The 12,530-nt window shown below is 37.2% G+C and carries 13 protein-coding genes and 2 tRNA genes; 11 read left to right on the top strand and 4 right to left on the bottom strand.

From position 1 onward, the window contains the following. Positions 1-54 precede the first annotated feature (54 nt). From CORI_RS00400 to CORI_RS00365, 8 genes are all read left to right on the top strand, one after another. On the top strand, positions 55-756 hold the full coding sequence (locus CORI_RS00400; protein ID WP_169943120.1) for a Bax inhibitor-1/YccA family protein: 702 nt from the start codon (positions 55-57) through the stop codon (positions 754-756). Between the two features lies 1 nt (position 757). Next, positions 758-1,147 carry a thiamine-phosphate pyrophosphorylase gene (locus CORI_RS00395; protein ID WP_173030350.1) on the top strand — a complete coding sequence of 130 codons (390 nt, stop codon included), beginning with the start codon at positions 758-760 and terminating at the stop codon, positions 1,145-1,147. A gap of 63 nt (positions 1,148-1,210) precedes the next feature. After that, positions 1,211-1,558 (top strand): preprotein translocase subunit SecG, encoded by a 348-nt coding sequence (gene secG / locus CORI_RS00390; RefSeq protein WP_173030349.1) that lies wholly within the window; start codon positions 1,211-1,213, stop codon positions 1,556-1,558. Positions 1,559-1,573: 15 nt separating this feature from the next. Then, positions 1,574-2,545: a polysaccharide deacetylase family protein gene (locus CORI_RS00385; protein ID WP_254064935.1), complete on the top strand. Its 972-nt coding sequence runs from the start codon at positions 1,574-1,576 to the stop codon at positions 2,543-2,545. Beyond that, positions 2,535-3,092, top strand: coding sequence for a ribosome recycling factor (frr, locus tag CORI_RS00380; protein ID WP_173030348.1), 558 nt, complete (start codon positions 2,535-2,537; stop codon positions 3,090-3,092). Before CORI_RS00385 ends, frr begins: the two co-directional genes overlap by 11 nt. 80 nt (positions 3,093-3,172) lie before the next feature. Then, entirely contained in the window at positions 3,173-4,840 is a 1,668-nt protein-coding gene (locus tag CORI_RS00375; protein ID WP_173030347.1) for a DUF4153 domain-containing protein, read from the top strand. A gap of 50 nt (positions 4,841-4,890) precedes the next feature. Then, complete coding sequence (gene pyrE / locus CORI_RS00370) at positions 4,891-5,499, top strand: orotate phosphoribosyltransferase (RefSeq protein WP_173030346.1); 609 nt, start codon at positions 4,891-4,893, stop codon at positions 5,497-5,499. A gap of 84 nt (positions 5,500-5,583) precedes the next feature. Then, complete coding sequence (locus CORI_RS00365) at positions 5,584-6,006, top strand: RDD family protein (protein WP_173030345.1); 423 nt, start codon at positions 5,584-5,586, stop codon at positions 6,004-6,006. On the opposite strand, the gene CORI_RS00360 is transcribed toward CORI_RS00365, so the two are convergent. From CORI_RS00360 to CORI_RS00345, 4 genes are all read right to left on the bottom strand, one after another. Then, positions 5,999-6,613, bottom strand: a complete 615-nt coding sequence (locus CORI_RS00360; RefSeq protein ID WP_173030344.1) for a class I SAM-dependent methyltransferase — start codon at positions 6,611-6,613, stop codon at positions 5,999-6,001. The two genes, CORI_RS00365 and CORI_RS00360, sit on opposite strands and share 8 nt — an antisense overlap. Before the next feature lie 401 nt (positions 6,614-7,014). After that, the gene (locus CORI_RS00355; RefSeq protein WP_173030343.1) at positions 7,015-9,471 is read right to left on the bottom strand and encodes a molybdopterin-dependent oxidoreductase; all 2,457 of its coding nucleotides are present in this window, start codon (positions 9,469-9,471) and stop codon (positions 7,015-7,017) included. Between the two features lie 59 nt (positions 9,472-9,530). After that, entirely contained in the window at positions 9,531-10,130 is a 600-nt protein-coding gene (locus tag CORI_RS00350; protein WP_173030342.1) for a hypothetical protein, read from the bottom strand. Between the two features lie 553 nt (positions 10,131-10,683). After that, positions 10,684-10,760: transfer RNA gene (locus CORI_RS00345), tRNA-Met, on the bottom strand. A gap of 224 nt (positions 10,761-10,984) precedes the next feature. Here CORI_RS00345 and CORI_RS00340 point away from each other — a divergent pair. The 3 genes from CORI_RS00340 to CORI_RS00330 all read left to right on the top strand — a co-directional run bounded on the left by CORI_RS00340 (position 10,985) and on the right by CORI_RS00330 (position 12,448). Further along, positions 10,985-11,073, top strand: a tRNA-Ser gene (locus tag CORI_RS00340). 299 nt (positions 11,074-11,372) lie between these two features. Continuing rightward, a complete protein-coding gene (locus CORI_RS10770) occupies positions 11,373-12,197 on the top strand; it encodes a methyl-accepting chemotaxis protein (RefSeq protein WP_173030341.1) in 825 nt (274 codons plus the stop codon). Beyond that, positions 12,194-12,448 (top strand): CZB domain-containing protein, encoded by a 255-nt coding sequence (locus CORI_RS00330; RefSeq protein ID WP_173030340.1) that lies wholly within the window; start codon positions 12,194-12,196, stop codon positions 12,446-12,448. The genes CORI_RS10770 and CORI_RS00330 overlap by 4 nt, the downstream gene beginning before the upstream one ends. Positions 12,449-12,530: the final 82 nt, after the last annotated feature.

Genomic DNA, 12,530 nt, shown 5'->3' with positions numbered 1-12,530 from the left:
ACTTTATTTACTATTTTTTGGATAAATTTATAAAAAATTACATAAGGAGAATTGATGAGTTTATACAATAGAAATTATGCAAACTCACACGAACAAGAGTTGGCGAGAGAGTATTCGCAAAGCTCGCTTAGCACGTTTATCAAGCAGACTTACCAGCTGTTTGCCGCTTCACTTCTAGCAGCAAGCGTTGGAGCATATGTCGGTCTTGGCATAGCGCATATGTTTATAGGAAATTTACCTCTATTCATCGGTCTTGTCGTAGTTGAACTGGGGCTTTTATTCGGTCTTATGGCGGCTAAACGCAAAGCGGGATTAAATTTAGTATTGCTTTTTGCATTTACGTTTGTTAGCGGTCTTACGCTTACTCCGCTTCTAGCTTCGGTTTTAGCAATGCCTGGCGGCGCTAGCATAGTGGCTCAAGCATTTACGCTTACGACTGTTGCATTCGGTGCATTAAGCGTGTTTGCGATGAATACAAAAAGAGATTTTACAGCTATGGGCAAAATGCTCTTCATCACGCTTATCGTAGTGATAGTAGCGGCTATTATGAATCTATTTTTCAAAAGCCCGATTTTTCAGCTTGTTATCTCAAGCGTAAGCGCGATTTTATTTAGTGCGTATATCCTTTATGATACGCAAAATATCATTCGCGGCAACTACGAAACTCCGATAGAAGGAGCGGTTGCACTATATCTTGACTTTGTAAATCTATTTACTTCACTGCTTCAAATTTTAGGAATTCTAAATAGAGAGTAAAATGAGCGGCGATTTAAATGAGCGTATTTACAGAGTAATTGACGCAAATTTAAATAGACTCAAAGAGGGTTTAAGAGTCGTTGAGGACATCAGAAGATATGTCTTTGACGACTTTGTCCTCTCTTCTAAAATCAAAACACTCAGACACAAAGCCAAAATCGACTCAAGCGAATTTATAAAATTTCGAGACGCTAAAAACGATGTGCTAAAACCAAGCGTAAAAAGCGAATTTGATAGAGCAAATTTAGCGGATCTACAAATAGCAAATTTAAAACGCGCACAAGAGAGTGCAAGGGTTTTAGAGGAATGCTTTAAGCTTATCGATGCTACAAATTCGGAAATTTTCAAATCTATCAGATACGATCTTTACGAAATCGAAAAAGAAATTTAGAGAATTTTTAAAACTTTTTTAGTATAATCGCTACTAATTATTTTCAAATTTAAAGGATTTTTTGTGAGTTCATTCTTTTTGGTTTTACAATTCGTTTTAGCGGCAATTTTAACCGTAGCCGTCTTGCTTCAAAAGAGCTCTTCAATCGGACTTGGCGCATACAGCGGAAGTAACGAAAGCTTATTTGGCGCAAAAGGGCCTGCGGGATTTTTGGCTAAATTTACCTTTGTAGTCGGCGTTATTTTCATCTTAAACACGCTTGCCTTAGGTTACACTTACAACACTCAAACAAAAAAATCGCTAATTGATAGCGTAGATACGAAAAACATCACAGTTCCGGCTCCTAGCGCAACTCCAGCCGCGCCTGTCGCACCAAGTGCTCCTGCTGCACCTATAGCACCGACTAAATAAATTTGCGAGAAAAAAGTGGTTAAAAATATCTGTTTGAAATTTTGCTTGGCGTTTTTGCTTGCAAGCGTTTCTCTTTGGGCTGATGCGCACATATTTAACTATCATAGATTTAACGATCCAAGACACCCAAGCACAAATATCTCTAATGAAAATTTAAGAGAGCAATTTGAGTTTTTCAAAAATAACGGATATGAGGTGGTGCCTCTTTCAAAACTGGTAAATGCTCTTAAAAACGACGAGGAAATTCCGGATAAATGGGTAGTTTTAACGGTAGATGACGGATATAAGAGCTTTTATGAAAACGGACTTCCGATATTTATCGAGTACGGATATCCATTTGCTTTGATGGTTTACGTTGAAGCAAGTGCCAAAAAATATGGCGATTTCATGACCTTTGAGCAGATCAAAGAGGCGGCAAAATACGGCGAAATCGGCTATCACTCCTACGGACACTTGCATATGATAGGGCTAAGTGACGATAGATTAAAACATGATTTTGAAGACGGTATTAGAATTTTTGAAAAGCACATGGGCTATAAGCCAAAGTATTTTGCTTATCCGTACGGAGAATACAATGATAAAATAAGAAATCTATCTGTAGAATACGGGCTTGAAGTTTTACTAGCTCAAAATTCAAGCGCAGTCGGCAAAGGTAGCGACTTGCTTGAGCTTGATCGAACTCCCCTTGTAAACGAAACTAATCTAAAATCTGCGCTTGCAATCAAATTTCTAAAAGCCGAATGGATAATGCCAAAAGACTACCCAAAAAATAATAAAATAGGTGAAGTTATAATTAAAACCGACGAAAATGCGTCATTTGGATATCTTTCAGTCACAGGCAGAGGAACTAAAAAAGTAAAGCTCGAAGACGGCACTATGAATGTTAAATTTAAAGAGCCTATCGACAGATACAAAGTAAGAATGAGCCTAAAAGTAAACGGCAAAACGACAACAAAAATTCTAGTAAAGGATATAAATGCTGAATGAAATTTATAACAAACAAAAAGAGTCTTGCGACAGATGCATAGACGGTCTTAAGCGCGACTTTTCAACTCTTCGCACGGGCAAAGTAAACATAAGCATAGTTGATAACATCTTTGTTGATTATTACGGAAGTCAAACTCCGCTAAATCAAGTTGCAACCGTACTAACAAGCGACGCAAGCACTATCAGCATAACTCCGTGGGAAAAATCAATGCTAAAAACTATCACGGCAGCGATCTCTGCGGCAAATATAGGCGTAACGCCAAACAACGACGGCGAGAGTGTGAAGCTATTTTTCCCTCCTATGACGGTTGAGCAACGACAAGAAAATGCAAAGCATGCAAAAGCCATGGGCGAAAAGGCAAAAGTAAGCGTTAGAAACATAAGAAAAGACGCTAACGATGATGTAAAAAAACTTGAAAAAGACAAATCAATCACCGAGGACGAGAGCAAGAAAGCTCAAGACGAAGTGCAAAAAATTACCGATTCATACACCAATAAAATTGATACTTTAGTAAAAGAAAAAGAGGCTGAACTACTTAAAGTTTAAGCCCAAATTTACGGCTTGTCACTCTAAACAAGCCGTAATCTCTAGCTTGCAAATTTAGCCGAAATTTACAAAGGAGAGTGATGAGTGCGCTTTTACCTGTCTTGCAACAAATCAAACCTACTATCTCATCTCACAAGATCGAAATTTTAACAGCTTTTGGGTTTGCGCTCGCTGCTTTGTTTTTGCCGTATAAATTTTTAGAAGCAAACTTTGAATACTGGCTATTTTCGCCACTTTATCTAGTTGTCATCTATCTAAGCAAGTACAATAAATTTGCTTACAAATTCTCTATTTTAGTGCCGATAATCGGCTCTTTTCTTGTTTATGCCCTAGAGTATAAAAGTGATTTTTATTTCCATAATGAAAAATTTTGGGCTGTTTATACTATAGCGGCGATTGCGCTTTTGGCTGATAAATTTGCAAAAGACGACGAAGGATTTATCAAAAATGCGATAAGCAAAATTTTAAATTTAGCCTTGGCGTTTGGTATATTTGCACTACTAGCCATCATTATAAGCTTGATAATTGCGGCATTTGACTACTTTTTTGATACCGATTTGTATAGAGTAAATTTTTTGGTCAACTTTCATGTGGCAAATTTTATCGCACTCGTGCCGTTTTTATTTCTGCTTTTTGAGGATAAATTTTATTTTAGGGATTCAAACCAACTTTTAAAAAACATTTTAAATTTCATCCTAACACCCACTCTTATCATCTACACAGGCATACTTTATCTTTATATGGCAAATATCGCCTTTATAAGTGGCCTACCAAAGGGTGGAGTAGCGATTATCGTGCTTATTTATCTGCTTGCGGGATTTATCCTAACAGCCTTAGATAGTGTGCTAAATTTAGGCTCAAGGAATACTCTTAAAACAAGTAAAATCTCAAATTTTTATAAATTTTTTGCCTATCTAGGCTCAGCTACTCTCATACTTTTATGGGTTGGAATTTTAGAGCGAACGGATACATATGGTCTAACTCCAAGCAGAATTTATCTCATCGCAGCAGCTACCCTAGCAACGATAATCTACATACTAATGATGGTTAAAAGGCTATTTTCTTATAGAATTTGTGCCGTTATAAGCGTGAGTCTGATCTTAATAACATTTTTTGTTATAGACGCCAGAGAAATTTCCCTAAATTCGCAAATTTCAAGGCTACACTCTTATCTAAACGAGTTAAATTTAACCGACCAAAACGGTGAAGTAAAAAAGATAGACATCTCAAATTTAAGCTCAAATGACAAGATCAAACTAGCCGATATGGCGTATGCGATCAAAAACCTAGACAACAACTACTCTTTGCCAAACAATGAAAATTTACTTGACGAACTAACGCATTATGGCTACTTGCCAAAGTCCGCCAAAGAGGCAACCGAGTATAGAAGCTTAAAGCTAAGTAGCACTCAGATTGCACTATCGGGATATAAAAACTTGATAGTAGATAGCTTAAACTACGAAAGAGAGGCATTGCAAGAGCAAGGCTTCATAGAAATTTTTAAAGATGATCAAAAAATCGTATCAATCAACATGAACGATCATATCAAGCGCGTATTTGAGAAGCGAGGGCTTGATTTTTACACTGTTTATTCTTACGAAATTATAAATCAGCTTGCAGACGATATGCTTGTGATATACACAGATAAAGGAGTACTTGTGATAGACTGGCTTGAGCTTAAAGTGAGTCCAAGTCAAGGATATACGCTACTTAGAGCAACGCCTGCTTTCTTCTTAGAAAAAGAGTAGCTTAAGCGCTTGCGTGCTAAGATAAACTTAAAAATTTAAAAGGCTAAAGTATGAATTTAGAGCAAATTTACAAAGAGGCGGGTGCTTATCTTAAGGGGCATTTTCTACTAACTAGCGGTAACCACTCACAGTTTTATCTTCAAAGTGCCAAAGTGCTTGAAAATCCAATGATAGCAGGCAAACTAGCCGATGAACTAGCTCGCGTTATATCTGAAGCGGGGGTTAAGTTTGACACCGTATGCTCGCCTGCAATAGGTGGAATTTTAGCAGGATATGAGCTTGCTCGCGCGGCAAAAAAGAGGTTTATATTTACCGAAAGAGTTGATAGAGTGATGACTCTGCGCCGCGGCTTTGAAGTGCATGAGGGCGAGAAATTCATCATCTGCGAAGATATCATCACTACCGGCGGCTCTGCGCTTGAGGCGGCAAATATTATCAGGGATCTTGGCGGAGAGGTGGTTGCCTTTGCTGCAATTGCAAACAGAGGCTTTTGTCCGCTAACAAATTTAAAAAACGAGCGTAAACCAAGCTGCAAGCTGCCAAGTGATCTTCCGATCTTTGCGCTTGGAAATTTTGAATTTGAAATTTACGAACCGCAAAACTGCCCACTATGCAAGGATGGCAGCATAGCCATAAAGCCGGGCAGCAGAGGAAATTAACAAATTTTAGCGGATTTAAGCAGGGATAATTTAAATTTATCCTGCTCCTAGTAGAGCAAATTTAATATCAAAACAGGAGTAAATTTGGCAAAGCAAAAAGCAATCATCGCAAGTGTGCCTTCGCGGATAAAGGCCTTTATAACCGATGTTTTTTTCATACTTATGCCAATTCTTTATATCACGACTTATGCTGTTTTAGACGGCAAAAACGAGTTTCAAAACAACCAGCTAGCGATATTTATCACGAATTTTTTATTTGGAGTTATCATCTGCCTTTTTCAAAGCATCAAAGCGCAAACCCCGGGCTATAAAAGCCAAGGCATCTATCTTGTGAATTTGAAAAACGGGCAAAAGTTAGGATTATTTCACGCGTTTGTTCGCTATGTATGCTTTGTTTTAGCGGGTTTTAGTTTGATTGGAATTTGCCTGTGTTTTTTCAGAAAAGATAGGCTAAATTTGCACGATATTCTTACAAATTCAGCTGCGGTTAGCAAGAAAACTACTTAACGCCTATATACAAATTCCATTTGCCGTTTTCGTGTAAAATATGCTCATAGCTGCTAAATTTAGCCTCTCTTAACATATCCAGCACCTCATCAAATAGATAAACGTGCTTATTTAGCATAGCTTTCTCCCACTTGCACCCGGACCTTTTTAAACTCGCTTTAGTAAGTATGCAAAATATCCCGCCGGTTTTTAAAACCCTTCTTATCTCTTTGAAGTCCTTCTTTAAATCAGGCCAGAAATATATGGTTTCAAAAGCGGTTATAATATCAAATTTCTCGTCCTCAAAAGGTAAATTTGATGCACAGGCCTCTATGATCCGCACTTTTCCTTTATTGATAGCTTTTTGATTGAGCTTTTTGCTGCATAAAACGCAATCTTTAGAGTAATCCACTCCAAATATACAGCCATCTTTTAATCTATCGGCAATTTTATACACATTAGCTCCGCCTCCACATCCAACGTCAAGAATACACATATCCTCTTTAATCTGAATCTTTGATAGCGCCCATGCTTCAGATTTTTTGTGCATCCTATTCATAAAGTTTAAAAGCAATACTCCAAACACCCCTTGAGGCTTTGAAAAATTTTTAGTGATAAAATTCGGCATACTCCTTCCTTATGAATTTTAGTTAAAAATTTCGGAATTATACTTTTTTAAAACTCAAATTTAAATTAATATTTCTTATGATTTTGTGATATTTGTATCAAAATACGTTAAAATCGATATTTTAAAAATTAAAAATGATAAAAACATTATATTTTAATCATTATTTTTTATTAATATTTATAATTATCATATAATATAAGTTATATTTAGCATTGCTTATTATTAAAACATCCAAGATATTTATAATTTATATTTATTAATCATGATAAAAAATAGTTTATTAATCTCATATATTAATTTTTCTTAATTAAAAATCTATTTCTATTATCAACTTTACAAAAAGAAATGCAAATGTATATATTAAAGATAAAAGCGAGGAGTTGCCTCCCCGCTAAAATCAACTAAGCGTTTAGAATTTTTGGTTTAGAGAATGCTCTAATAGGTCTGATAGCGCCTTTGTACTTCTCAACTTGAACTAGGTTCGTATGAGCGACGTTGCTTTGAGCAAGCTTGCTTGTGCCTTTATCTTTTGTAAGTACGTTTACACAACCGTGTTGGCAAAGGCTCTTTTTGCCCCAAACCTCAGGATCGTACCAAGCGCCTTCGCAGATGATGATAACATCGTCTTGCGCTATATCGCTTACGATTGCACCCGCTAGAATTTCGCCGCGATCGTTAAATACTCTTACGATATCGCCGTCTTTAATGCCTCTTTTTTCAGCTGCACTTTTACTTATATACATCGGCTCTCTGCCGTTTACGGATGTATAGTGTCTAACAACCGAGTTGTTTAGCTGCGAGTGAAGGCGGAAGCGTGAGTGTGGGGTGTTAAGCGCTAAAGGATACTTTTTAGCTATTTTTTCGTTTCCTAGCCACTCAAACGGCTCAAACCAAGCAGGGTGTCCCATGCAGTCATCATACCCCATTTTCGCGATAACAGGTGAGTAAATTTCGATCTTGCCCGATGGAGTGCCGAGTCTAAATTTGTTTGGATTTTCTCTAAAGTTTGCAAATCTGGTGAAGTATTTTTTCTCGTCGTCTTTTTTATCAAATTTGACGTAGCCCTTCTCCCAGAACTCATCAAAGCTAGGCATCTTGTCATATCCAAGGCCTTTTGCTTGACTCATCGCGTCGGCATAAATTTCTTTTACCCATTCCATCTCGGTTTTGCCCTCGGTAAAGACCTCTTCCATGCCCCAGCGTTTGCAAATTCCTTTACAAATTTCAAAGTCTGTTCTTGATTCGCCGGCAGGTTCAACAGCTTTTTTGATAGCAAATAGATACTCGCCCGTGCCGTTGCTTTGGTCTATATCGTTTCTCTCAGGCTCGATCGCCACCGGGAATACGATATCCGACATCTTAGCCCCACCCGTCCAGTAAGGCTCTGCGGTGATAACGGTGTCAAATTTCTTCCACGCTTCAACCATGCGGTTGATCTCTTGATGTCTTGTAAAGATCGATCCGCTCGCGCTAAACGCAACTCTCATGTGAGGAAGCTTCCATTTTGCTCCGTTTCTCTCCATCTCCATGCCCGGATTTAAAAGAGCGTCTGTCATACGGCTGTTTGGCATGATGTAGTTTTTGTTTTTTACCCATGGGCTATCGGCTTTAGTGTATTTTTCGCTTGGGAATGAGCTTAAGCCCTTAAGAACAGGAGCTATGTAAGTTTCATCACTTGTCTTGTGTCCTTGGTCGCATGCCATAAATCCGCAACCCTCTTTTCCGATATGTCCAAGCATTGAAGCTAGAGTGATAAGCGCCCAGTATGATTGCTCGCCGTGATCTTGTCTTTGGATAGCAAAACCGCTTAGGATGATTGATTCGTTTTTAGCTAAAGATACGCAAAGCTCTTCCAGCTTTTTAACAGGAACGCGTGAAATTTTGCTTGCCCAAGCAAGATCTTTTACTACGCCGTCGGTTGTTCCCATGAAGTAATCTTTAAATTTATTAAAGCCGACTGTGTATTTTTTGATAAATTCCGCGTCATAAAGGTTGTTTGTGTATAGATAGTGGCACATGCCTATCATCATCGCTGTATCAGTGCCTGGAACTACGCCGATAAAGTCTGAGTTTAGATATCTGATAGTGTTGTTTTTGTATGTATCTACGGCGTAAATTTTCTTAGCGCCGCTTGCGTTTGCCTCTTTTAGGGCTGTATAGTAGCGGTATGTCTCGTGTGTCGGAACGCCTACGCCGATCTCGTTTGTTACAAGCGGGTCGGTTCCCCAAAATACTAGAGTTTTGGCTGATTTTAGTATGGCTTCCCAGCGAGTTGGAGCTTCGTTTGGCTCGATAGTACCGATAACGTGAGGCATTACGACGTGGCCTGCACCATAAGAGTAGTTGCCGTCTTCTGAAACAAATCCGCCAAGGATAGTTAGCATCCTTCTAGCTGTGGCTCTACCCCAGCTTACCTTACCGCTACCGCCCCACCAGTAGCACTCGCCGTAAATACTCTCAGGACCGTATTTATCGAAATTTTCTTTTAAAGCTTTCGCGGCAAGGTCAAGAGCCGTATCCCAGTCAACTCTTACAAATTCCTCTTCACCTCTAAGCTCAGGCTTATTTGGACCCTTTTTCTCAAGATAGCTCTTTCTTACGCAAGGGTAAAGCACGCGGCTTTCGTTTTGGATGGCATCAGGGATCGCGTTATTTAAAGTAGTTGAAAATCTATCGCCCTCAAATGGCTCTATACTTGTTATTTTACCGCTTACTACGTTTGCGTAAAATGGTCCGAATCTATTTGCACAAAACACTTTTCTTTGATCAAAAAGCGTTTTTGAGGCATTTGCCATGCTATTTGCCTGAAGGCTTACGCCGGCTAAAGCGCTTAGTTTTAAAAAACTTCTTCTCTTCATATTTTCTCCCTTTTAAGAAATTTGTGGTTGCTTAATTATCTAAATTTAAAATTTGACCGTTATTGAACATCTTTTGCATTGTGCTGCAAATATTTTATAATCGCACTCTTATCGGCATCTTCAAGACCGACAAAGCCCGAGCTTATCATACTTTCTATTTGAGATGGCCATTGATTGACAGTATAAGAATTTGGTTCGTGCAAGATATGGCACGCAGAGCAACTTTGCTCAAATAAATTTTTGGCATTGTTGTAAAGCGGCTCAGGATCGGTGGTTAAATTTTCGCTTGAGATCTCAAATTTAAACTCGGCCTTAAGCCAAACTTCACCGTAGTCATCCTCTGTCTTTTCTAAAATTTTGACATAAGGGTTGCTGCCGCCTTCATAGCTTGCATTTCCCACATATGTCTCAAACACTACGAATTCTTCGCCAAGCGCCGGACTTTTAACAAGCTTTTCTTGATAGCCCTCTTGAACAAAACCAGTTACCGAAACTTCGGTCTTATCGCCGTTTGCTTTTATAATCTCGACAGGCGTTAATATCCTAGCAAAACCTATATGCTTGCCGTCTTTGGCGATCTCTTCGCTATTTTTAATATAGGCCGTTTGAGCAAATAAACAGCCGCTTAAAATCGCCGAAAGTAAAAATGCTTTTTTCATACCGATAAGCTCCTTTAAATTTAATTATCAACTTGACTTAAAATCAAGCTTTTCCATAATAGTCGATATAAGCTTAATAGCCATTTAAAAGATATTCTAAATTTTAACTTAAACTTTAAATGTAAAATTAAATATTATATTCAAATATATACGCTTATATTTTTTCTAAGCCCTATTTTTAAAGCAAATTTCTAATATTTAAAGCCAAAAAGCAAATTTAAGCCGAGTTATTAAGATTATAAATTTACTTCACATAAATGTGTAAATTTGTAACAAAAAGATATTTAAATTTTGATAATTTCTATCTATTTAGATGAAAATTGACTCATTGCAAATTTAAATTAAGTGGCTTATCAGGATAAAACGAGTCACAAACAATAAATTTTAAATATTTAAAACGCTCTGTATCTTATATTTCCAGAATTGAAATGTTAAAAATATTTTTTTCGATACGCGAATACTCTTTCCGTAGAACTTCGGCACGATATTTTTTTAAAGTAGTATTTTGTAATTGTAGAATAAATTTTAAAGATTTCATTATGCAGAATTTCATTGGTGTCAAGAGAGAGACTTGAACTCTCGACCTCCGGCTTATGAGACCAGCGCTCTAACCAGCTGAGCTACCTTGACACATAGAAGAATTGCGAATTATATTACACCGTTGCTTATATATAGATAAATTTACAAGACCACACTTTGATATAAAACAAGAAGTCAAAATTTGCCCTTGGTTTCTAAAAAACAACTATAGTATTTTAAGTCTATATTAGCCACACGATTTAAGCAAAATACAGCTATTTTATTTAAATACATTTTAAATTTATAAATTTTTTGCTAAAATCACATTTTCAAATAGACAGGTGTCCGAGTGGTTGAAGGAGCACGCCTGGAACGCGTGTAAGGTTAATAGCCTTCGTGGGTTCAAATCCCATCCTGTCTGCCATTATTTTTAAGCATCCACAAAACAACAAATTCCCGATTTTTAAAGTCAAAAAATAAATGCCAAAATAATACTAACTTAAAACATCTCACAATTAATATAATCGCTCTTGATTGAGTTACGAACAACTTAAACAAATCAAATTTTATAACTAAAAACTAATAATATATGCTATTTTATAATTATTATAAAACTTCTGTTTATTAAATATTTAATTTTTTATAAGAAAAAATTTACTAAAATCAAAAATCAGCTTTATTGATAAAGCGAGTTACATAATCAAAACTCATAAAGGCACTCGGATGTTTTTTAAAAGCAAAAACATAAAAGAAAATCAAATTTTACAAGATAAAATTAACAAATTAGAGATTGAAAATAACAAACTAACAAGCGAGATTAACGCCCTAAAAGAGCAAATTTTAATAGCAAAAAGCACACAAAGCTCGACTAATAAAAATTTGCTGGCTAAAACAATGATTCAGGGTACAAAAACAAGCATGTTATCTATCCAAAAAGATATCGACGAGCTTACTCGCATCAAGGATATTTCAAAAAACAATGTCAAAAATACCCAACTAATCGACAAGTTGCAAGCAGATTCGACTAATATAATAAACTCGATTTCGCACATAGCCGAGTCTTCAAACAGATCTCGAGCAACAGCCGAGGCTCTTCATAAAAGTGTCGATGAGATCACAAATGTTATAAATTTAATTAAGGATATCTCGGATCAGACGAATTTGCTAGCTCTAAATGCCGCCATAGAAGCAGCTCGTGCAGGAGAGCATGGACGAGGATTTGCGGTAGTTGCCGATGAGGTAAGAAAGCTTGCCGAACGCACTCAAAAGGCCACGGCAGAAGTTGAAATGAACGTAAATTTGCTTAAGCAAAATGCAAATGATATGTTTACTCAGAGCGAAGAAGTGGAAAAAATTTCACTTGACTCAAACGAGAGTATATACCGCTTCCAAGGCTCCTTTGGCGAGCTTAAAGAGGAGTTAAACAAAATTCAAAAAGAGACTGAAAATTTATATTACGAGCTTTTTATCGCACTCGCAAAGAACGACCACGTCATGTTTAAAGTAAACGGCTATGAAAAATTTCAAAACGAGATCAGGAAAAAATGAGCGATCATCATAGCTGCAGACTTGGCAAATGGTATCAAGGCGACGGCAGGGAAATTTTTGGCTCAAACGAGATATTTAAGCAACTTGATAAGCCTCACTCCAAAGTTCATAAGCTCATCAACGATTCGTTAGCTATAGATAGCGACGAGAGTCTGATCGCACAAAATTTCCAAAAAGCAGAAGAAGCGTCGCAAACTCTATTTAGCTTATTTGATAGAATGCTTGAAGAGAGGCTTCATCGGCTTAATTGATTTAGACCTGTCAAGCCCGCGCGACATGAAAGCGAATTCGTAAATTTAACTCCAAAAAAACTACAGTCAATTTACACTTAAA

The organism is Campylobacter sp. CCUG 57310, from assembly GCF_013201975.1.
GTDB lineage: Bacteria > Campylobacterota > Campylobacteria > Campylobacterales > Campylobacteraceae > Campylobacter_A > Campylobacter_A canis.
Note: the sequence above shows the minus strand (reverse complement) of the source record. Positions and strands in the feature narration are given on the sequence as shown.